The sequence below is a fragment of the Paenibacillus sp. FSL H7-0690 genome (assembly GCF_037980415.1).
Classification (GTDB): Bacteria; Bacillota; Bacilli; order Paenibacillales; family Paenibacillaceae; genus Paenibacillus_AQ; species Paenibacillus_AQ odorifer.
The window spans coordinates 218,826-241,167 of the sequence record NZ_CP150281.1 but is presented as its reverse complement, the minus strand read 5'-3'; the positions used below and the strand labels follow the sequence as shown (position 1 = coordinate 241,167).

General features: G+C 43.4%; 17 protein-coding genes. 8 read left to right on the top strand and 9 right to left on the bottom strand.

What is annotated here, in order from left to right; all coding sequences use genetic code 11:
• Positions 1-35: 35 nt before the first annotated feature.
• From MHI32_RS01125 to MHI32_RS01095, 7 genes are all read right to left on the bottom strand, one after another.
• Positions 36-950, bottom strand: a complete 915-nt coding sequence (locus MHI32_RS01125; RefSeq protein ID WP_340011738.1) for a polysaccharide deacetylase family protein — start codon at positions 948-950, stop codon at positions 36-38.
• Positions 922-2,244, bottom strand: coding sequence for an MFS transporter (locus tag MHI32_RS01120; RefSeq protein ID WP_339189128.1), 1,323 nt, complete (start codon positions 2,242-2,244; stop codon positions 922-924). The genes MHI32_RS01125 and MHI32_RS01120 overlap by 29 nt, the downstream gene beginning before the upstream one ends.
• A 153-nt stretch (positions 2,245-2,397) precedes the next feature.
• Complete coding sequence (locus tag MHI32_RS01115) at positions 2,398-2,931, bottom strand: DUF1854 domain-containing protein (protein WP_076126929.1); 534 nt, start codon at positions 2,929-2,931, stop codon at positions 2,398-2,400.
• Positions 2,924-5,119, bottom strand: a complete 2,196-nt coding sequence (locus MHI32_RS01110; RefSeq protein ID WP_339189126.1) for an ABC transporter ATP-binding protein — start codon at positions 5,117-5,119, stop codon at positions 2,924-2,926. Before MHI32_RS01110 ends, MHI32_RS01115 begins: the two co-directional genes overlap by 8 nt.
• A gap of 160 nt (positions 5,120-5,279) precedes the next feature.
• Entirely contained in the window at positions 5,280-7,661 is a 2,382-nt protein-coding gene (locus MHI32_RS01105; RefSeq protein ID WP_175618986.1) for a phosphoketolase family protein, read from the bottom strand.
• A 292-nt stretch (positions 7,662-7,953) separates the two neighbouring features.
• The gene (locus MHI32_RS01100) at positions 7,954-8,676 is read right to left on the bottom strand and encodes a GntR family transcriptional regulator (RefSeq protein WP_076126926.1); all 723 of its coding nucleotides are present in this window, start codon (positions 8,674-8,676) and stop codon (positions 7,954-7,956) included.
• An 87-nt stretch (positions 8,677-8,763) separates the two neighbouring features.
• Positions 8,764-8,952: a hypothetical protein gene (locus MHI32_RS01095; protein ID WP_036687195.1), complete on the bottom strand. Its 189-nt coding sequence runs from the start codon at positions 8,950-8,952 to the stop codon at positions 8,764-8,766.
• A 311-nt stretch (positions 8,953-9,263) separates the two neighbouring features.
• Here MHI32_RS01095 and guaD point away from each other — a divergent pair, with 311 nt between their 5' ends.
• From guaD to MHI32_RS01070, 5 genes are all read left to right on the top strand, one after another.
• Positions 9,264-10,628, top strand: coding sequence for a guanine deaminase (gene guaD, locus MHI32_RS01090; RefSeq protein ID WP_076279934.1), 1,365 nt, complete (start codon positions 9,264-9,266; stop codon positions 10,626-10,628).
• A gap of 38 nt (positions 10,629-10,666) precedes the next feature.
• On the top strand, positions 10,667-12,019 hold the full coding sequence (locus MHI32_RS01085; protein ID WP_340011737.1) for a solute carrier family 23 protein: 1,353 nt from the start codon (positions 10,667-10,669) through the stop codon (positions 12,017-12,019).
• A gap of 328 nt (positions 12,020-12,347) precedes the next feature.
• The gene (locus MHI32_RS01080) at positions 12,348-12,668 is read left to right on the top strand and encodes a metalloregulator ArsR/SmtB family transcription factor (protein ID WP_076126921.1); all 321 of its coding nucleotides are present in this window, start codon (positions 12,348-12,350) and stop codon (positions 12,666-12,668) included.
• Between the two features lie 94 nt (positions 12,669-12,762).
• Positions 12,763-13,842: a saccharopine dehydrogenase gene (locus MHI32_RS01075; RefSeq protein WP_340011736.1), complete on the top strand. Its 1,080-nt coding sequence runs from the start codon at positions 12,763-12,765 to the stop codon at positions 13,840-13,842.
• A 269-nt stretch (positions 13,843-14,111) separates the two neighbouring features.
• Positions 14,112-15,263, top strand: coding sequence for a glycosyltransferase (locus MHI32_RS01070; protein WP_076282660.1), 1,152 nt, complete (start codon positions 14,112-14,114; stop codon positions 15,261-15,263).
• A gap of 48 nt (positions 15,264-15,311) precedes the next feature.
• Here MHI32_RS01070 and MHI32_RS01065 read toward each other — a convergent pair whose 3' ends face one another.
• Positions 15,312-15,653 (bottom strand): nitrous oxide-stimulated promoter family protein, encoded by a 342-nt coding sequence (locus MHI32_RS01065; protein ID WP_076126918.1) that lies wholly within the window; start codon positions 15,651-15,653, stop codon positions 15,312-15,314.
• A 205-nt stretch (positions 15,654-15,858) separates the two neighbouring features.
• Between MHI32_RS01065 and MHI32_RS01060 the strand changes: the two genes are divergently transcribed.
• The 3 genes from MHI32_RS01060 to MHI32_RS01050 all read left to right on the top strand — a co-directional run bounded on the left by MHI32_RS01060 (position 15,859) and on the right by MHI32_RS01050 (position 19,543).
• A complete protein-coding gene (locus MHI32_RS01060; RefSeq protein WP_036687188.1) occupies positions 15,859-16,341 on the top strand; it encodes a sigma-70 family RNA polymerase sigma factor in 483 nt (160 codons plus the stop codon).
• The gene (locus MHI32_RS01055) at positions 16,338-16,946 is read left to right on the top strand and encodes a zf-HC2 domain-containing protein (protein WP_076126916.1); all 609 of its coding nucleotides are present in this window, start codon (positions 16,338-16,340) and stop codon (positions 16,944-16,946) included. Before MHI32_RS01060 ends, MHI32_RS01055 begins: the two co-directional genes overlap by 4 nt.
• A 215-nt stretch (positions 16,947-17,161) precedes the next feature.
• On the top strand, positions 17,162-19,543 hold the full coding sequence (locus MHI32_RS01050) for a N,N'-diacetylchitobiose phosphorylase (RefSeq protein WP_076306830.1): 2,382 nt from the start codon (positions 17,162-17,164) through the stop codon (positions 19,541-19,543).
• Positions 19,544-19,756: 213 nt separating this feature from the next.
• On the opposite strand, the gene MHI32_RS01045 is transcribed toward MHI32_RS01050, so the two are convergent.
• Entirely contained in the window at positions 19,757-22,342 is a 2,586-nt protein-coding gene (locus MHI32_RS01045) for a metallophosphoesterase (protein WP_340011735.1), read from the bottom strand.

Sequence of the window (22,342 nt, the reverse complement as noted above, 5' to 3'; positions counted from 1 at the left end):
CAAAAGACACCCCTCAAGGTGTCTTTTATTTTTGCTCATAATCTTATCAGGTTCTTTAACAATCTGCCTGCAGATCTTAACCGTGGACGTTTTAGATGCTCCTGTACATAACGATAATTCGTCAATTCAACCTTAGCATCACTGAGGGCATAGGTAAAATCATCATCAAAGGGCAACTTATACTCCCAAACTCGCTTACTCCAGTGCGGAATATTTGCTTGCATCCATGGATCGTCTATCCCGGGATGAATATAGGTCTCACTAACGCCATCCGGCAACGAATACAGCTTAGCAATAATAGATCTTTTAAACCTTTCATACGTCTCGCCTTCCTCTACACCAAAAGGATGCGATAGCAAATAGTCGGGAATCGGCACCCCAAACGTATCCGCCAGCCCTGCTCCAAGGGCAACTGGTCGTTCAATATTTTTCAGCGATGCCAAAAGCGGATCCTCAGCATGGATGTATCTGAAGAATCGTGAGGGCAATCCCCAGCGCGAAATTTTCCACAACGTCTGCGGTAGCAAGCTGCGTCCTGTTTCCATTCCGTATAAACTACCCATGTGGTTGTCTACATGGCTAATCACTATTCCCGACTGTTTCACTCGCTCGTACTGCGCATCTATCTCCTTTAGTACGGCTTTTGTCTGCGCCCCCTGTTCGAACTCTTTTACCGTCCTATATTGATGTCCGCTCTCGTCATGAAGAGAAGCCTCTCCCGTCAGGCTCGCCCAGCGCAAAGCCTCAAATTCACTAGTCATCGTCAAGTGAAGTCCCACATTCCGTTGTTGCCTGCGACTACACCATGCAGCTGCCTCCTCAAACCCAGGGGCCACCGCTATAATCGTTGCTGAGGATACCTTTTCCTCTTCCAGCAGATGTTTAATCGCCTGATTCATGGGGGGACTTTGCCCAAAATCATCACAATTGATGATTAATTTTTTGTTCATAGTCAGCCTCACCTCTCAAAGAGTCCATAAATGTAAATTTCATTGTGAAGGATATGACAACAGCTATGGCCAACAGACATAATGGCACCACACTTATTAAATACCTAAATGTCGCTTCAGGATTGGACCCTGGATCATCGCCGCCTTGATAGCCAAAGATCATACCTACAATGAAAAAAGCTAACGCAGAGATTAACCCGCTTGAACGAGTGATGAATCCGCTTACAGCCGTGTAGATTCCTTCTCTTCTCAGACCTGTTTTTTCCGCATCCTCATCAATAATCTTGCCACCTACTATTGCTGGGGTTACTAGAAATCCGGCTAATCCGAAACCGACAACTACGCCAGCAGCCACGCCACTTAAGAGGTCATAACCAAACCATAACGGAATTACCGATAACGCATATAAGATCAGTGATAACCGCCACGCCTTGACCCCGTCCATCTTACGAATCATCCAGTACCACACGAATACTAATGGAATGACCGAAACAAAAACAGCTGCGAGTAAAATCGATACCTGAGCCTCGGAGATATGAAGTACATATTTTGCATAAAAAGGGATCATCGAGCTTACAAGTCCATTCACCGTTTGGGCAAAAGAGTTCGAAATATTAAACACCCAAAACTTTTTATTCCGAATGGTCTCCCGAAAAGCCGGAATCAACTTCAAGGGTTCCTGCTCTGTGAGCTCCTTCTTTTCTTGGACATTCATCATACATAAAAACATAAACACTCCAAAGAGACAGGCATACACTATAGCCATATTAGAGAAACCAATAGCTGCAAAAATAATTGGAGTTAAGGCAGTACCGATTAACAAAGCTACAACTTGATAGCCTTGCTGAATCGCGGAGGCTTTTGCCCGAATACGGTCTCCATGGAAGAGCTCCGGGAGTAACGCTCCATAATTCACCCATAACACAGTGGCAACAGCCTCATAGAAAATAAGTGTGACTAGAAACCAAGTGAACAATCCATTTTCAGATAATCCGCCGGGAGGGGAGAAAACCAGTACAAATGCCAGCATGAATAACGGAATTGAGCCAAACACCCATGGTCTGCGTCGACCCAAACGAGTATCTGTGCGATCTGACCAATAGCCGAATAACGGATTGTTTACCGCATCCCAGATCAGAAAGATGGTTCTGGCTAATGTAGCAAGTCCAATGCCCAATCCTAATTTTTCAACATAAAAGTAACTGTAAAATGAACTAAATGCCTGACTGGGAACCATCATCGCAAACATCCCTAAAGCAAAGGTGTACGGCGAATTGATCCATTTATGCTTCACTCACATACCTCCCCTATGGTAAAGATCCGGTTGTAATATATTACCATACCGAAGAGAGAACGCCATCAAATTTTTCCTTAGCAGAAACTACGGATAAAAAAAGAGGCCCCGCAGGCCATCAACAAATGGCTGCGGAGCTTTTTCATAACTAGACTATAAAACATCCTTCAGCTTGCTTCGGCTCTGAACATCCAGGGCTAGATAATCACGGATTTCGCATCTTTTTCCATTGATATCCGTAAGAATGATTCGTTTATGACTTGGATACTGCATATGCTCGTGCAGGTTCCGCATAACGATCCGGGTCTGGCCCAGATTCGTTTGCAGCTCCCAAATCCACATATCCGCTTTTTGCTTAATAGAATCAATGCGGGTTACAACCGGAAGAAAATACCGCAGCCGGAGCTCTGTGTCCACTTCCACCCGACTTTCTTCATCGAGCTGATCAATGTCACGAATGACTCCGATCTCCTCACTCTTGGAGTTACGAACTGAAATATACTCCGTGGTATATTGGAATGGAAATATACGAAAAAGAATTAATTCCTCATAGACTTGACCCTCCACTACTCCTTGAAACACGCCACCTTGACTGCGGCTAAAAGAGATTGCACCCGGTTCAAGAATGTTAATCTCATAGGGATCTTTAGGATTCAATTCCCCGTTAACAAGATTCGAATCACTCATGCATCTCAACCCCCTTAATCTGCGACATTTCCTTCTGTGCCTCAACTAGCTTGAAGTAAGCACCTTCTGCAGCAAGCAATTCCTCATGTGTACCCACTTCAATGATCTTCCCGCGTTCAAGCACTACAAGACGGTTCGCATTTCTTAGCGTGGATAATCGATGGGCAATCGCGAATGTCGTTCTGCCTTTTACCAGTCGCGAGATCGCTTCTTGAATTTGCCGCTCGGTCACTGTATCTACAGAAGCTGTTGCTTCATCTAGGATTAGAATTCGCGGATCGTGAATTATTGCTCGAGCAATAGACACTCGCTGCTTCTCTCCACCGGACAATTTATGGCCACGTTCCCCAACTCTTGTATCATAGCCATCCGGCAATTGAACGATAAAATCATGGGCGTTGGCAATTTTTGCAGCGCGCATGATTTCTAATTCCGTAGCGTCCGGTTTAGAATAGGCAATATTCTCAGCAATCGTTCCGTCGAATAGAAACGTCTCCTGCAGCACTACACCGATCTGACTACGCAGATCTGACTGGCTGATATTTCGGATGTCCACACCATCGATGGTAATGGTTCCCTCATCTGTATCATAGAAGCGACAGATCATATTAATGAACGTCGACTTACCGGCACCTGAATGTCCGACCAGACCAATCATCTCGCCCGCACCCACTTTTAAATCCACGTTCTTGAGCACAGGATGATGTTTTTCGTATCCATAAGTAACCCGCTTAAACTCAACCTCACCGTTTACGCGGCCGATGGCTGCTGGATTCACAGTATCAGGCACATCTGACGGTGTATCCATAATTTCAAAGACCCGATCTGCTGCTGAAATCGCATGGCTGGCCCAGTTGATCATTTGGCTCACCCACTGCAAAGGTCCGAGAAGCATCCCAAGGTAGGTCACCAAAGCGATTAGCGTACCGATGGATAATTGGCCCTGTAGCACCGTTTTCCCGCCATAAAACCAAATTAATAACGTACCCACACCAGCAACCAACGCAAAAGCAGGAAACATCCCCTGCCATAAGCCTTCGATCCGAATATTATGCCGAACCAGCTCCTTATTGGCGACTGTATAACGTGACATCTCTGTTGTTTCCTGACCGAATGCTTTGACTACACGAATCCCCTGCAAAGAATCGCCAACCAAAGCGTTTAATCTAAAAATAGATCTCCACTGCTGGTACCAACGTCTGCCAATCATCGGCCATAACACGGTCGACAGCACCACCATAAGCGGCATAGGCAGCATAGCAAGCAGCGTTAGCTTCCAATCCATACTGAACATAATAGTGAAAATAGCGATTACCCGCAGCGATTCACCCGAGACCCAGATTACACCGTCAGTCATAAATTGCCGCATCGCCTCTGAATCATTATTCACCCGTCCAATAAATTGCGAAGATTGTCTTCGGTCGAAAAAAGATAAAGATAATTTCATCAAGGAATGATACACATCATGACGAAGATCACCCATGATTTTGGAACCAATCCATACCCCTATAAGTCCACGTAGCGTCTGCATTAAAGTAATTACTAAGGATGTGGCTGCTAGCCCGATCACAATCCATAGAAGCGTTGAGCCCATATCCTTTTCTGTCAACACATTATCAACGATCATCTTCGTCAAAAATGGTGGAACAAGCTCTACCAATGTAGTAAAAATCAACATAATCGCCGCGGCGATCATTTGGATCTTATAAGGCTTAGCGTAACTCAACATCCGAAATAGAACCTTGCCGTTACTCTTGCACACCGGACAAGCTTGTGAATCTTCCGGCAGCGGATTGCGGCATTTTGGACAATTTCTTGGAAACTCTTTTTCAGAAGCGGTTGGCCGTTCCTCGCCTTTAGCTACAGCGCCAATTAATTTAGAAGCAAAACCAAATATAGAGGTAAGTGATGCTGTATAACGTATAAGTATAATAGGCCCCTCTTGGGTATCCACAAGCAACGATCCGCCGCCTACCCCGCCTACTACCCGGGCATCAGTAATATTCGAGACTAGAAGCTTTGAGACCAGTTTCCCGTCCGTTCCCCAAACGGAAATCTCCTTCTCAGTCAATACAAGCCACTGCTCACCGAATTGCCCATCTTTCATTAAATCAGATACAGAGTGAAATAAAGGTTGTTCTGTAAGCTGTATTTCTATAGACTTGGGAAGTTTATCAATAGATGTCATACATTTCTCCCCTTTCTTTACCCACCTATTTACTCACATATATTTACAGTGGTAAAGATGAAAAAATGATTATAATTGTTTTGTATGGTTATTTAAACAAATAAAAAGACACCTCTAAAGGTGTCTTTTTGTATTACTTCCTATGGTACTGGCTATACGCTTATTTCAAAGCTTTCCATACCCAGTTCTCTACTTCTGGCAAATCAATACCCTCTTCACGAATGAATTGGTGATGTTTCTTAACGATAGCATCCATTTCATCTGCGATCGCTTTATAGTCGTTAGCATTAGGCAAGCTCAGAACAGCTTCCTTCGCCAAGTCAAAGCGGTCCATTTGATTCAATACGCGCATATCGAATGGTGTTGTGATATCGCCATTCTCGCGGTATCCGTGTACGTGCAGGTTATGGTTATGGCGATCAAAGAACAAGTCTTTAATCAGACCTTCATATCCATGGAAAGCGAAGATAACTGGTTTATCTTTTGTGAAAAATTGATCAAACTCTTCGTCAGATAAGCCACGCGGATCTAATTTTTGACTTCTCAGTTTCAACAAGTCTACCACGTTGATATATCTAATTTTAAGGTTCGGCAGTTTTTCATGCAGGATAGAGATGGCAGCCAAGCTTTCGATAGTTGGTTCTGTACCTGCAGAAGCAAAGACAACATCAGGCTCTCCACCTTGATCGGTGCTTGCCCAGTCAATAATCTTCAGTCCTTTATCCACCAGCTCTTGTGCTTCATCCGCACTGAACCATTGTGGACGAGGATGTTTGGAAGAAACAATCAAGTTAATTTTTTGACGGTCATTTAAGACGGTGTCAAAGACAGCCAGCAAGGAGTTGGCATCAGCCGGCAAATACTCACGGATAAATTCTGGTTTTTTATCAGCCAAGTGACCTAGCAAACCTGGATCTTGGTGAGTGTAACCATTGTGGTCTTGCTGGAATACAGTTGAAGTTGCTACCACATTCAATGATGGAATATCCGCACGCCAGCTTTGATCTGTTGCTTTACGCAGCCATTTGAAATGCTGAGTAATCATCGAATCCACGACACGCAAGAAAGCTTCATAGCTTGCAAAGAAACCATGGCGACCTGTCAATACGTAACCTTCAAGCAAACCTTCTGCCTGATGTTCAGACAATTGGGAATCGATAACACGGCCATAAGAAGCTAGGAATTCGTCATTCGGCTCAATCACTTGATCCAACCATTGACGTTTCGTCACTTCAAAGACAGGTCCCAGACGATTGGACATTGTTTCATCCGGTCCGAAAATTCTGAAATTGCGGTTCTCTTCGTTCAGAGAGATAACATCTTTCATGTATTTACCCAGAACGGCCATATCTTGTGCTATTACTTCACCTGGTTTGGAATTATCAAGTGCGAACTTACGGAAATTCGGTAAGTTTAGATCTTTAATTTGGTTGCCAGCATTAGTAACTGGGTTCATTCCCATACGTCTGTCGCCAGTTGGCAGAATCTCAGCAAGTTCAGCGTTCAGACGACCATTGTCATCAAATAATTCTTCTGGTCTGTAGCTGTTCATCCACTCCAATAACGCTGGAGCATGCTTCATATTTTTTTGATCCACTGGAATCGGCACCTGATGGGCACGGAAAGAGTTCTCATTCGGAACACCATCCCATTGCTTTGGACCCGTCCAGCCCTTAGGAGAACGGAAGACCAACATTGGCCAAACCGGACGCGTCAGGTCATTGTTGTCACGTGCATTCTTTTGAATCGCTTCAATTCTTTCAACGATGGTATCAAGCACCTTAGCCATTTCCGGATGCATTAGATCAGGATTTTCGCCTTCAACGAAGAACGGTTCCCAACCCATACCTTTAAAGTATGCAGTAATTTCTTCTTTGGATTGACGAGACAGAATCGTTGGGTTACTGATTTTGAAACCATTTAAGTGCAAGATCGGCAGAACTGCACCATCAGTAACTGGATTGATGAACCGGTTGGAGAACCATGAAGCCGCTAATGGGCCAGTTTCAGCCTCTCCATCACCAATAACAACAGCGGAGATTAAATCTGGATTATCCAGAATTGCACCTACACCATGGGATAGAGAATAACCTAATTCGCCACCTTCGTGGATCGATCCAGGTGTTTCAGGGGCAGCATGGGAAGCAACTCCACCTGGGAAAGAGAATTGTTTGAACAATTTCTTCAGGCCTGGGATATCTTGTGTGATTTCCGGATAAATTTCAGTATAGCTACCATCGAGATAGGAGTTCGAAACCATAACCTGACCGCCATGACCAGGGCCCTCGATGTAGAACATATTCAAATCATATTTAGTAATGACCCGATTCAAATGGGCATAAATAAAGTTCTGGCCTGGAATAGTTCCCCAGTGTCCAATGGGCTTAATCTTTACGTCTGCTTCTTTCAGCGGTTCTCTTAACAACGGATTATCTTTCAAATACAGTTGACCTACAGAGATGTAGTTAGTTGCGCGCCAGTATGCATCAAGCTTCTCTAAATAAGTTTTTGATGAGTAATCAACATCCATGGATAATACCATTTCTTCCACTCCCCAAAATTTTTTCTGTGTCTACATTGCCGTAATTTCTTCCACAAGTACATCATACCGCCGCGAAAAATTAATTCAACCTTTTCAACAAATGATACGGTCCAATTTTGTGAAAATATGAACATAGTATGAAATACAGTGTCAATTGTCTGTAAAAATACGTCAATATTAATATATATGTAAAAATATGGACTGAAGTTTGCGGGGGTATTTGCTCCTTATCCTTCATCTATTTTGCGCAAAACAAAAAAAATAAGACCGAGAAAAATTCCCCAGTCTTACTTTAATGAACGGACACAAAGGTATTAAATTTTAAGTATTTATAGTGGAAGCGCATATGGGAGAATTCAAATGGCGTGCCATTATCTAAAAAGAAAATCCCTTCCATAATGCTTACTGGCTCATTTGCCTGCAAATGCAGCAGCTCTTGATCCGTAGCCTCAGAGGGTTCTGCGGATATCGATAAAAAGGATTTGGTTACCGCCAGATTTCGTGAATCCTCCAAATAATTAAAGATAGATCCTTCAATAATGGTCTGATTTAAATTCTGCACGATTTTGATTGGGATATAACCCGTTTCAATCATAAAGGGTTCATCATCAAAAAGACGTAAGCGAATGATTTTGTAAACAAAATCATGAGGGCCTAAAAACAGATCCCGCTGTAGTTCTTCCGTTGGTGGAATGACCTCAAATTTCAAAACTTTAATCTTTGGCTTCTTCCCATTCATTTGAAAATTGTCGGTGACACCTAAATTAGAGCCTTCGTAGTTAAAAATAGATTCATTTTTTATGTATAAAGGATTTATAAATGTCCCTGAGCCACGCTTTTTAAAAATAATGCCGGCATTTGCCATTTTAGTCAGAGCACTTTTAATAGAACTACGACTCACTTGATAAGTTTCACTAAGCGTTCGTTCATCCGGTAATTTCATATCGGGAAACTGCCCAGCAAAAATTTTCATTTTTAAGTCATCAATAATTTGTTTGTAGACAAACTGTGTCATGAAGTACTCCTTTTCAGGTCGATACAAGTTTTATTTCAATCTTTACTATAACATAATAACCAGACGTTTATAATCTATCCGGCCAGCTTATTTACGTCGGCGATTTGTCATGCGATTGTACATCACTAAACCGGCAATGACCATGCCCAGCGTCCCCATACTACTTGCTGATTCAGCCTGCATACCAAACAAAATGCACAGGTTAGTGACCAAGCTTTTTGTAAGTACAGCAACAATAATTAACATCAACGGGCGCCAAATGTTGTATCTTCTCATCCAGGCAACACTCCTAATCCAATTTTCTCAAACTATTGATCGATTTCATCTATTATATCACAAGATAGTAACCGCATTCATTTCCTATAACCGTAAAGAAATCGAAGCCGATCAGCATTTTTTACTTCCCTCTATCTTTTTCTGTATTCTAGCCTAGCGAACGTGACGTCTATGCGTCATATTCGCTTTCAATTCCTCAGTTCCTCCTATCCGTCAATTACGCCTTTATTCGACTTTTGGTCTGGACTTATCCTTTTTCACGGATTATAATAACGAATGCACACCAAAAGACGAACATTAAGGCGGAAATCATGAGAAATTATATGCAAATATTCCTAGGCACTTCATTTTCTAGCCTATCCCCAAAAGAAATTCAAATTTTAAAGGATCATCTCTTCTGTATCAATTCGGATGGGATGATAGAAATGATCGTTGCACCGGAGCACGCCGACTATCAACCCTTGCTTGATGCTTATCAAGGTCAGGACAATTTTCATGTATTAGCCGAGGGCCAGTATTTTTTGCCCGGCTTTATCGATCTGCATGTCCACGCGCCACAATGGGCTCAATCTGGAACTGCATTAGATATCCCGCTCTATGATTGGCTAAATACTTATACCTTCCCACTGGAGTCTAAATTTTCGGACCTGGCTTTTGCAAAAAAAGTCTACGATGACGTGGTTGGTACTTTGCTCGCAAACGGAACCACTACAGCACTTTATTTTGCAACGGTGCATAAAGAGGCCAGTCTATTATTGGCTAAAATATGTGCGGAAAAAGGACAACGTGGACTCGTTGGAAAAGTGGTTATGGACGATCCGCAGGGAAATCCTGAGAATTACCGCGACTCCGACACCCACACCGCACTAGTGGATACGGAAGAATTTATACTAGCTGTACAAGAACTCGCTAAATCTACTAAACAAGGCGTTTATCCAGTAGTGACACCAAGGTTCATTCCAAGCTGCACTAATGAGGCTTTACAAGGCTTGGGAGAACTTGCCGCTAAATATGATACGTATGTGCAATCGCACTGTAGTGAAAGTGATTGGGCGCACGGTTATGTGCAAGAACGATTCCAAAAGAACGATGCTTTTGCCTTGCATGATTTTGGTCTGCTCAGTGATAAATCTGTCATGGCTCATTGTAATTTTTTAGATGAAAATGATGTGAATTTGTTTGCAGAGACAGGAACAGCTATTGCGCATTGTCCGATATCCAACGCGTATTTTGCCAATAGTGTCATTCCGATCGCTGACTTCCATGCCAAAGGCGTTGAGATTGGTTTAGGCTCTGATATTTCCGGAGGTTTTTCACCTAGTCTCTTCGACAACATTAGACAAGCCGTAATGTCTTCAAGAATGCTGGAGGATGGTGTGAATCCCTCACTTTCTGCACAAAACCGCGGAGTACCGGGATCACGAATTACGATCCATGAATCCTTTTATCTTGCTACCGCTGGCGGCGGAGAAAGCTTAAGCTTACCTATCGGCCGGTTACTAGAAGGTTATGCATGGGATGTTCAAATAATCGATACGAAAGTACCCTCGGCGAAATTGCCCGTCTTTGATGAGAATGAAGATTTGCAAGATATTTTTCAAAAGATAATGTATCTGGCTAGACCTGAAAATATCCGTGAAGTCTGGGTACAGGGTGAAAAAGTTCATTCGCGTTAAAGATTAATTAAACTAGAAAACTTAAGGTGGGCATCGGAGTGAAAACACAAGTAAACGTACAAGAGCAAGCACATTTGGAATCACAGCTACTAACTGTCCTACCCGATGAAAAAGTTTCATTTAGTAAATCCGTCATTCTCGGCTTTCAACATGTATTGGCTATGGATGTCTATGTAGTGCCATTCCTTATTGCGATGTTAATCGGCTTACAGCCCAATCAGTCCAGCGCGTTAATCCAATCCACCTTTATTGCCGCAGGACTTGCAACGATTGTGCAAACCTATTTCTGTATGAAGCTGCCTATCGCTCAAGGTCCTTCTTATGTTCCGCTGGGTGCGATCGTCAGTATTTATGCAGCTAGTGGTGGCGGAGAGCTCGGTTGGAGCTCCGTGTTAGGTGCCAGCTTAATCGGGGCCAGCCTGGTTATTATTTTGGGTTATGCGGGGATTTTTAATAAAATCGTTAAAACCTTTATTCCGCCTATCGTAGGTGGCACAATCATTTTCATTGTAGGTCTATCTTTATTGCCTGTTGCGATCAGAGATAATATCTACGGAGCCTCTGGGGCTTCAATTAATCAAAATGTATTATTAGCCCTTATTTCAGGTGCTACACTGCTTATTTTTGTGGTTCTCGGTACTTTGTTCCGTAATAAAGGATCTGTCTTCCGAATTCTTTCCGTAATGATGGCGTTAGTAGTCGGATGTATTTCGGCTAATATTATGGGCGTTTTAGATTTCTCAGCGATAAGTAGTGCCAAGTGGTTTAGCATGCCGCGGATCGCTTTTGTTGATTTCGGCTTTTCCTTCAATTTTTCAGCTATTATCACCATGGTTATTATTTATATCGTGCTGCTGGCTGAAACAACAGGCACCTGGTTTGCGGTCAGCAATGTAATCAATAAACCTTTGACAGACAAAAATATTAACCGCGGCGTAATTGGAGAAGGAATTGGCTGTCTTATTGCGTCTGTGCTCGGTTCGACTCCTGTTACAGGTTATTCAACTAATGCAGGGATCATCTCCATTACAGGTGTTGCCAGCCGCCGGGTCTTTCTCGCTGTAGGAGGATGGTTTGTCCTCTTTGGTTGTTCCGGTAAACTCGCCGCTTTGATCTCTTCCATTCCATCCGCTGTAATCGGCGGCGTCTTCGCCATCATCTGCGGCATCATCGCAATTAATGGTGTGCAAGTAATGAAAAATGTAACCATCGGCGAAAAAGAAATGTACATTATTGCCTTACCAATGATCATCACCTTGGCTTTGGTACTCATTCCTGGTGACTACTTGAACTCTTTGCCTACATTCGTACAGTATTTATTAGGCTCACCTATCCTAGCTGCTTCATTGGCAGCAATATTATTGAATAAATTATTACCTAGTGGAAAATAGAACATAAAAAGGAGCAGCCTCTTATTGATCCTTTTTTATCCCCGCGAATAAGCCGAGCTTTGTATGCTACCTTCTGGAATTCCTTAAACAAAAGACACCCATCGAGGTGTCTTTTGTTTAAGGACATGATTACTTTTTACTTGAGTTCATCCATAAAACCGCCTTACCATATGACCTCACAATTTTAATACAAATATCCATATGTCCCTTGATTATATTTAATAAACTAGGATTCCTCCAAAATAACGGAGATTATCAACGCATTGAATTATTCCCTGAAATATATTATGATACGTTTAAACAATTAAACATTATAACGGAGGGAGTTATGAACGAATCTAATAGTAATCAGAAGGCGATTCATATTTTCGAGAATTTAAGCCCCTATTTCCAAGGCTTGGGAGATCCTATTCGTCAGCAAATCATTGCATTGCTGATCGACAAAGAGAGTATGAATGTGAGCCAAATTGCAGAGCATATCCCCATGTCCCGGCCTACAGTCTCTCATCATCTGAAAATATTACGGCAAGCAGGGCTGCTTAAGGTTCAGAAGAAGGGCACGGAAATGTTCTACAGACTTGAGTTTGACGAAGCGATAGCGCTTATGAAACAACTTGTCCATTTCGTTGAAGAGGAATGCCAGTGCTAATGCCATTAACCTGACTAGCACTTGTCATTCCTATTTTTTTAAGCGATATGTCAAATAACTTAAACATATAAACATTTAAACGGAGGTTGCAGATATGCATAGGAAAAAGGTACTTATTGTAGGAGGATACGGTGCCGTCGGCAGACAAATTGCTCAAATATTACACGATCGACATCCCGATCTCGAGATTATATTGGGAGGAAGGTCACCGCAAAAAGCAGCACCTTTTGAGTCCACACGGGTACAAACAGTCGTAGTTGATAATAATGCGGATGATCCACTGCTTTATGCAGGCGATAATGTATCGCTAATCATCAATTCCGTCAACGATCTGCAGGATCGGCTACTTATGTCTGCAGTTAGAAGAAAAATCCCACTGATCGATCTTACTCGCTGGACAGAGATATTCCAACAATCAATCACAAAGTTAGAAAAAACAGACCTCTATGCTCCTATCGTGCTTTCTTCGGGATGGATGGCGGGAACTGCTTCGCTGTTCGCCATGCTGCACTCGGCCACACTTCAAAACGTCGCCGTTGATATTCACGCGTTGTACTCTCTACGTGACAAAGCAGGACCCGACTCCGCGGCGTACATGGATCGTATGACCATTCCATTCCATATTACAGAACGGGGGGGAAAACGTCTTGTAATTCCAATGACTGACCCCATCAAAGTCCAATTTCCAGATGGATATACAGCAAAATGCTATCGGCTTGACACCCCAGATCATGTCACCTTGCCAACAGCTGAGCATATCGACTCCGCCAGCTTCCGCATCTCCTTCGACAGCAAAGCCTCCACCTCCATCCTTGTCGGACTAGTTAACAGCGGAATATGGAAGATGATCAGCGGAGACCGATTCCGTTCGCTTAGACGAAGACTGCTCTACAATCCTGGTACTGGCAGTGCACATCATATCCTTATTCATCTAAAGGGTCTGGATCATAATGGGCACTGGGTTGAACGGACAATAGCGATTTCTGACCCGCTTGGTCAGACTCATCTTACCGCTTTGGGAGCTGCTGTCCAAGCAGAAAAGCTATTGCGGATATCAAAGGAAGAACCATGGGTCCCAGGCATTTATTATCCAGAAGATCTACCTGATGAACGGATGGACATCTCTGAAATCACCAACTTTTTTAAACAATATGGGGTTCTTATATCTCACTAATAGCACTTCACATATACCGAGCATTCTGTCTACTACAATTAAGCGCACAGACAGTAAAGAACCCGCTAATATAGCGGGTTCTTTACAATAGAGATGAGACGGAGCTAGGTAAGTTCACAAAAATATAAAATCTTTGATTCGTGCTAAACCCTGTCCCCTGCCTATTTCCACCCTTAAAGGCGCTTGACTAGACCAGGCTAAAGTCCCTGAATATATTGTTATTATTTATCCTATTCAAGGGCTTTTATTAAATGGTGGGGGTGATCATTCTGGCTATCCGTTACAGCATCATAATTCCAACCTATAACCGACTTCAGCAGCTGCTACTTACACTCACTTCATTCGAGACACAGACCTATCCGAAGGATCGGTTCGAGGTGATCGTCGCAGATGACGGTTCTACAGATGGTACTAAGGAAATGGTCGAAAGCTTTCAAACTTCTTATCCGCTTATTTATGTCGCTCAGCAGGAACAACGCGGCCGTTCTGCCGTAAGAAATCTGGGGCTGAGTCAGGCAAAAGGGAAATACGTCATCTTCTGCGATGCTGATTTTCTGGTATTCCCTGAATTCATTAGGATCGTAAACCAGTATCACCGTAAATATCCTAAGTCGATAATTTCAGGTATTCCACACTCATGGGATGACGCTTATACCCACTACTACCCAGACTTTTCTCCTGAAGAAAAAGAACATTGCCGTAATACACTTTCGCCTTCTAACTTATGGAATCCTGACTTCGAATCAGCGACTGAAATCATCCCAATAATCACACCCAATGATATCCTTCAGCAGACGGAGACGTTATCAAAAGTCACCTTTGCCTCAAGAGTTCCTCCAAATACTAAAAAGCAATTTGCCAGCACAGATGTAGCCCCTTGGATGTTACTCGTCACACGTTGTGTGTCCATAAGACGCAGCCAATTAACTCGGGCTGGAGGTTTTAATGAACAGTTTATCCTCTATGGACTCGAAGATTGGGATCTTGGGTATCGACTGCATCGATTAAAAATCCCTTTTCACAGCATCAAAGAAGTTGTCGGCGTTCACCAAGAACATCCAACCCACTTCAGAGGAAATCTCATAAATATTGAGAATCTAAAAATCATGTTCAAAAGCTACGGGTTCAATGACTCTTCCCTAAATCTGTTCGCCCTTGTTCCTCCAAACGAAGACCTGGAGAAATACAAACATACTATACGGGTCTTGCGCAGAGGATACCGAACGAAGTCAACACGTTCATCAGCAATATTAATGAGAAGGACGTTACGGATTGCCGCCAAACAGCTCTATGAACCCAATGATACCGCCGTATACCAAGAGTCGTTAAGACGGATAAGTGTAAAAGTAAAGAGGAGAAAAAGCCGGGTTGCCCGTGTTTTGCGAGAGATTTTGGTGAAGGCTGAAAAGCTGGGAGAATAATACCTAAAAATACATTAAACCGGGCATCAAATGATGTCCGGTTTTTACTTATTTTCTCAATTTATTAGGTAGCGGAATATGCCTAATCGACTCAATGGGGTGATAGAGCAGCATCCACGGACCAGAAAAACGCATAACCCCTTTAATTCTTTGGCGATAATCCGGTTTGTAACAATGAACAGGACATTTGGCACAAGCTGTTTTCTCTTCACCAAACTTACAATAGGCTAACCTCTTCAGCGCATACTCGTTTAATTCCTGACATTCCTCACAAAAGCCTTTATGATGATGTTTTTTCTTACAATATATACGAATCATTTTGGTAACAAGCTCTTGTTCTTTTAGAATTTTAGGACCCTCATTTAACTGCCGGTTTACCTTTGTTATCATATATGAACCCCCTTGTAACTTGTACAATAAGATCTCATGTAATTATAAAGGGTAAACCAACTGTGAAACCAGCCTTAACGCTGAACCTCCTTAATTCCCTCACATACCGGGGTTGAAAGCGATTATTTTATAAATCAAATTTATTTTTAAAAAACTTGTAACGTTTATAGCTTTTTACGGATATATAACTTGAGGAGGTGAATGGATGCAGGACAACGAGCAATTATACAGGGAATATTCAACCCAAGTATATAAATTCGTATTTAGCTTTTGTCATAATCACTTGCTGGCAGAAGAAATCACCCAAGAAACTTTTTATAGAGCTATAAAATCGATAGATAAATACGATGGAACCTGCAAAGTATACGTTTGGCTTTGTCAAATTGCTAAACATGTGTGGTATCAGGAGCTGGACAAGCAGCGCAAGCGGAAGTCTGAGGAATTAGAAGACGCTCCTTTGGCTAACGCAAATTCAACAGAATCCCAGTTCATTTTTGCTCAGGACAAAATGGATTTATTTAAACAACTTCATTTACTTGATCCAAACACCAAAGAAGTATTATATCTGCGTTTGACCGGAGAATTCAGTTTTCGGGAAATTGGCGAAATTCTTGGCAGAGATGAGACCTGGGCAAGAGTTACCTTTTACCGTGGAAAACAAAAATTAATGAAAGGAAGATCTTCATGAAATGCGAGATCATTCAGGATTTATTACCTTCCTATATTGAAAAGCTAACCTCTGTACATAGTAACGAAGAAATCGAAAAACACCTGCAATCCTGTGAAAGCTGCCTTCAATCCTATAATGAAATGACCGCCACAGCAAATCTAAGTGTGCCTATTATTGATAAAGAGGAAGTTAACAAACTCAATTATTTTAAAAAAGTGAAAAAAAAGAATATAAAAACTCTCATTTTTTCCGTCTTATCGGTACTCATACTGGCTACAGCCCTTATTGGACTTTTTGTTATCGGTTTCCCTGTATCCTCTAAAGATGTAGTCATAGATTATCAGAAAACAAAGGATCGTTTGGAAGTTCATCTAACTTTGGAAAATGGCAAGGACCTCGTGTTCTCAGGAAAAACCAAATTTATCCGCGATGAGAATAATAATGTAATCGGTTCTGAAACTAGGTATACGCCTAGAGGTTTACTTCATAATCCCTTTGATGATGTAGGCAAAAAAGTTATGTTGGGGACGGAGATTCATACCGATCTAGATTTTCCAAACAAGTTTATTCTTGAATTCAAAGATAAAACTATGACGTTTGTTAATGGTGTTTTAGTGGAGTAGACATTGCCGCTAAAATAAAAAAAGACACCTTTTAAGGTGTCTTTCGCTTTACACCCTACTAAAAAAGTTAGCATTTTTGTTCGTTTTTTCGCTAAAATATAGGGTTATCGATTTACTAAAAGTATCTTATAATAAAATTACACATGGATATTTCACCTCTTTGTGAACGCGCGTTTATAGATCGGCCCATTAACCACTTAATAGGAGGAATGGTCATGCAATATGGTTATTTTGATGGAAAAAACAAGGAATACCTCATTACCAAGCCGAATACGCCTGCCCCTTGGGCGAATTACCTCGGCTCGCCGGAATACGGTGCAATCATCTCAGGTAACGCAGGCGGCTATAGCTTTGTAAAGTCTGGCGCAAATGGGCGGCATATCCGCTACCACTTCAACTCTAAGGACGAGCCCGGACGCTATATTTACGTGAGAGATTTGGAGAACGGGGATTATTGGTCCGGCTCTTGGCAGCCAGTGGGTAAAGATCTGGAGCAATATAAGTCGGTATGCCATCATGGAACCGGATACACGAACATTGTCTCGGACTACGATAACATCCATACAGAATCATTATATTATGTACCACTGAACAAAACCTATGAGGTGTGGCGCATGAAGGTGCGCAATGATGGCTCCAAAGCACGCAAGCTGGCTCTCTTCGGATTTGTTGAATTAACCAACAATAACAACTATGAGCAGGATACCGTCAACCTTCAGTACACTCTGTTTATTTCACGGACCTACTATAAAAATAATATGATCCTTCAAGTCATCAATGAAAACACCCCCGAAGAACAAACCTGGAGATTCTTCGGCGCTGCAGGTGCAGAAGTTACCGCTTATGACGGTGACCGGGATACGTTCCTAGGCGATTACCGCAGTTATGGCAATCCGGCCTCTGTTGAGAACGGCCAATGCTCCAATTCATTAAACTACAATACTAACTCCTGCGGGGCCCTGCAGATTAACGTAGATTTACAGCCGGGAGAAGAGAAAGAAATCGTATTTCTACTGGGACAGTATGATGAGAAAGGCGCTTCCGAAATTCTCAGCCATTATAAGGACTTGTCCGTGGTAGATAAAGAACTCGAAGAGTTAAAAGCATTCTGGCACAGCAAACTTAACCGCTTCCAAGTCCAGACACCAAGCGATAACCTGAACAACATGATCAACACTTGGAATGCATATCAATGCTTTATCACTTTCATCTGGTCACGTGCAGCCTCCTTCCAATACTCCGGTCTTCGTAATGGACTCGGATATCGGGATACCGTGCAGGATATTCAAGGCATCATTCATCTGGATCATGAGATGGCCCTTGAACGTCTAAGACTGATGATATCCGCCCAGGTTTCCAACGGCGGTGGACTTCCGTTGGTGAAATTTGATCACAATCCTGGGCATGAGGGCACACCGGATGATCCAGAATACGTGCGGGAAACCGGTCACCCCCATTATCGGGCCGATGACGCTTTATGGCTGTTCCCAACCGTCATTAAATACTTGAATGAAAGTGGCAACTGGGATTTCACAGATGAAATAATCCCTTATTCGGATAAAGGCGAGGGCACAGTGTACGAGCATTTGCGCCAGGCACTTCAGTTCAGTCTGGATCGTATGGGCGCACACGGCATGCCGGTTGGGCTTCATGCCGACTGGAACGATTGCCTACGGCTTGGAGCCAAGGGTGAGTCGTTGTTCGTCGCATTCCAGCTGTATATGGCATTCAAGGTATTCATGGAAATCGCACAAAATAAGAACAAGCCTGAAGATATTCAGTGGGCGCAGGGCCTGCTTGATGAGCTGGACGATAACATTCAAAAACACGCTTGGGAGAACGATCAATTCGTCCGCGGATTTACCGAAGACAACTATACCATCGGCTCCTGGGAAAATGATGAAGCCAAGATCTGGCTCAATCCGCAAAGCTGGGCCGTATTAAGCGGTGCAGCCCGCCCGGATCAGGCGAAGCTCGCCATGGACAAAGTGTATGAGAATCTGCGGACCGATTACGGCACTATGTTATTCTACCCTCCGTTCCGTGAATACGGTTTGCCAGTAGCGTTGATGGCTCTTTTCAACGCCTCAACTAAGGAAAACGGCGGCATCTTCAGCCAGCCGCAGGGATGGCTCATTCTGGCGGAAACCATGATCGGCAACGGTGGGCGCGCGTTCGAATACTTCCTGAATTGCAGTCCGGCCAGCATGAACGATAAGGCTGAAATCCGTAAACTCGAGCCTTATGTACATGGCCAGTTTGTCGAGTCCAAGGACAGCCCATATCAGGGCCGGGCGCATGTCCACTGGCTGACCGGCACCGCTTCAACCGTGATGGTCTCCTTGGTGGAAGGCATTATGGGGGTTCAACCGCAATTTGATGGCCTTCGCCTCAACCCATGTGTTCCTTCCGGCTGGACAGACTTTTCCATGGTCCGGGAATTCCGTGGGAAGAAGCTGCACATCCAGGTGGAGAACAAGAAGGGTGTACAAAAAGGGGTTACCCATATCGTTATTAACGGTGAAGAAATTCAAGGCAACCTGATCCCGGTGGCCAAAATGGCGCCAGAAAACAACGTGCTCGTTATTATGGGTTAAGGCGTATTTATGAGGAATAGATAGGAGGACGGACCGATAAGGTGCGTCCTCCTGTTTTTACAATTAGAACGAGGCTTGTACACTTGCCTTCCGGCTCTATGACCGCGATTGAGCTGGATACAATTGACGAAAAAAAGACTGCCGGGACCTTCCCGACAGCCTGAACTCATTCTCATAATTGGCAAACCAAGTTTCTTCGCCTGTAACAATCCTCTACAACCTCGGGTCGATCTCTTTCTCTTTCGTTACCTCGAATAACAGGTTTGCTGCAATTTGCTTGTAGTCCTCGTTGTCAGACGAGATCTCATCCAGCTTCACTTCTAGCATTTGTCTGCCCAGCCGGTGTTCGATTAAGGACGTCCGAAGCTTAGGAGCGATATTCTTCTGTTTCATCAGCTTGGCATACTTATGTGGAAACTTGTAGTCGTACCCGTAGATGATCGACAGGTAGCCCGGATTGCGGACCTTCATGTATGGGACTACCCCCTGCTGTTCTTGCTCCGGTTTGATTACAATTCCCTCCATATGTTTCTCTACCGTTATCTTTGCGAAATACTCCTCTGCTCTGATGTAGGCATCAGGCTCTTTCAAGTCCAAAACCAGAGATTCATCATCATTTAAGAACCTGTATAATTCGGAGGTTTTACCGTCAGGTACCCGTTCAGCACCATTCTCCAGTACTTCCTTCAGGATTGCAAAAGGTTTGTACGCTAATTCTGCATCACCCGCATACAACTCCAGTTGCTGCTTGTATACTCTGTAAGCTTCCTCACGCTGGTCAAGATCTGCATACGATTCTCTTATGTCACGGACATACTTAAAAGTCTGATAAACATGAGACCCATAGTTGTTGTTAAGCGCCTCTTTCGACATATGGTGCTGGTCTTGTTCAAACCCGCTTGCTTCAAAATCCTGTATCAGTTTACCCAGTGACTCCTCAAATCCATATTGTCTTAAGAAATCCAGCTCTGTCTCCAGCGCCTTGCTAATCGGCCGGAACTGACGCTCAATTAACCCATCCCCCAGCGCTTTCCAAGGCAGCAGCTCGCCATCCAGTAAAAGCACACGGATCCCCTGCTCAGCCATATAGGTTCCGAATCTATGCAGCAGTTGTTCGTAGATAGGCGTCAGATCGACCGCCTTAACCTTGTAGCCGTTCCGGCTAATTGCGTAACACTGCTCTATATCCCGGTAAAGGTACACACTACAGCGTGATCCCATATATTTAGGCTGCAGGACGACTTCAGATATACGACGCTCGGCAAAATAATCCAACCCTTTTCGCAGAGACTCAAGCTCACCGGCAGCCATATCCTTATCCGCAGGTGACATCGTCCCGGAGATGAAGTTGACCCGGTTCTGCGAGGAATACTGCAGTCTGCGCACAGACTCGTAATCAAGCTCTAACAAGGATACGGTTTGCTGTTCCCGGAACAGGATAGGTAGCTCTTCGTGCACCGTAGTCACATGCGATTTTTGACTTTTATAGAAAGGTTTAAACGACATGCGAACAGAAGTTAGTTCATTACCCTGCGCACTCCCTGTGTCGAGGTGGAGTTTGTTTTTGATCCGAAAAGTCTGCTTGGCTGCAATATGTCCGAAGAGATGAAAGGGGTGATTACTCACAGCCTCTTGCTTTAGGAAATCAAGCTGTTCCTCAAAGGAAACCTCACGATCCAGCCGAAAGTTACGCTGATGGCGTAGTGAATTCGTATCCAGCTTACCAATGTACTTATTACGGCAAGGAGCATGAGTAACATAAAAAGAAGGACCTTGCATACCTATATAGCGGTAAAAGGGCTGAGATTGCTCCACTAAAGCCGAAAATTTACTAAAAAGCGCGGTATCCTCCTTAAGCACTTGGGTGGAATCAAAGTACGTTCTTAGCAGTTCCGGATCGGTTCCTTGAATCTCACCCTTTACGTACTTGTATACAAAGTTCTCGTGATTGCCCATAACAAATAGGAAATGCTCGCGGTTATCAAATAAGAACTCAATCGTCTCCCGTGTCTTTTTGCCCTTATCAATCCAGTCACCAGCAAGAATGACTCGTGTGTTACTGAGCTTATCTGTTGCACTTAACTTACCTTCGTGCACCCTGTAGCCGTAATTACGTAATAGTCCCTGAAGCTCTTCGACGCACTCATGAACATCCCCAACCACAATATACTCTTGTGCTTGTAGAAGTACCGTAGATGTGTAAGTATCCCAATCCTGTATAATCACCCGGTAGTCCGGGTTAGGTATCCCTTCACCCTCGAGAATAAAATCTTTAGCACGCACTTTATGAATCTTGTTGTAACCTTCCCGTGACAGAACAGGCAGGACTTCTTTTCTCAGCCGGTTTAAATGATTGGAGATCAGCTTCTTCGAGCGCTCCGAGACGTAGTAATCCTCCCGTTTGCGGTAATCAAACAGAATAACCTCCAGATTATAATTATTTTGCCCGGCGATCTCACGGACTTTACTACGGTAATCTTCGGATAGCCCAATGGTATCCATCACCACAAACTCCGCATTAATCGGAAAAGAAGTGACTAACTTCAATCTCTCAAACAATAATTGAAAGGTATGCGAACTCGCCTCCAGCATAACCTGATCATACTTATCATAGTCGTAGCCCAATATCTCCTGGCGGATACTATCCGAGGATAAATACTGCACATTCGTACGTAACCCTTTAGAAGCATCCTCTAGTTTTAACTGCGGGATCAGAACTTCTTTAGCAAAAGTTGACTTCCCGCATTCCGTTGCTCCTACAAGCAGAAATATGGTGTGTACACGTGTTTGAATTTCCAT

Excerpts from the sequence above, each read along its gene's own strand:
- MHI32_RS01125 (WP_340011738.1), bottom strand. The coding sequence starts at position 950 with ATGAACAAAAAATTAATCATCAATTGTGATGATTTTGGGCAAAGTCCC.
- MHI32_RS01115 (WP_076126929.1), bottom strand. The coding sequence starts at position 2,931 with ATGAGTGATTCGAATCTTGTTAACGGGGAATTGAATCCTAAAGATCCC.
- MHI32_RS01110 (WP_339189126.1), bottom strand. The coding sequence starts at position 5,119 with ATGACATCTATTGATAAACTTCCCAAGTCTATAGAAATACAGCTTACA.
- MHI32_RS01105 (WP_175618986.1), bottom strand. The coding sequence starts at position 7,661 with ATGGTATTATCCATGGATGTTGATTACTCATCAAAAACTTATTTAGAG.
- MHI32_RS01100 (WP_076126926.1), bottom strand. The coding sequence starts at position 8,676 with ATGACACAGTTTGTCTACAAACAAATTATTGATGACTTAAAAATGAAA.
- MHI32_RS01095 (WP_036687195.1), bottom strand. The coding sequence starts at position 8,952 with ATGAGAAGATACAACATTTGGCGCCCGTTGATGTTAATTATTGTTGCT.
- guaD (WP_076279934.1), top strand. The coding sequence starts at position 9,264 with ATGAGAAATTATATGCAAATATTCCTAGGCACTTCATTTTCTAGCCTA.
- MHI32_RS01080 (WP_076126921.1), top strand. The coding sequence starts at position 12,348 with ATGAACGAATCTAATAGTAATCAGAAGGCGATTCATATTTTCGAGAAT.
- MHI32_RS01075 (WP_340011736.1), top strand. The coding sequence starts at position 12,763 with ATGCATAGGAAAAAGGTACTTATTGTAGGAGGATACGGTGCCGTCGGC.
- MHI32_RS01065 (WP_076126918.1), bottom strand. The coding sequence starts at position 15,653 with ATGATAACAAAGGTAAACCGGCAGTTAAATGAGGGTCCTAAAATTCTA.
- MHI32_RS01060 (WP_036687188.1), top strand. The coding sequence starts at position 15,859 with ATGCAGGACAACGAGCAATTATACAGGGAATATTCAACCCAAGTATAT.
- MHI32_RS01055 (WP_076126916.1), top strand. The coding sequence starts at position 16,338 with ATGAAATGCGAGATCATTCAGGATTTATTACCTTCCTATATTGAAAAG.
- MHI32_RS01050 (WP_076306830.1), top strand. The coding sequence starts at position 17,162 with ATGCAATATGGTTATTTTGATGGAAAAAACAAGGAATACCTCATTACC.
- MHI32_RS01045 (WP_340011735.1), bottom strand. The coding sequence starts at position 22,342 with ATGGAAATTCAAACACGTGTACACACCATATTTCTGCTTGTAGGAGCA.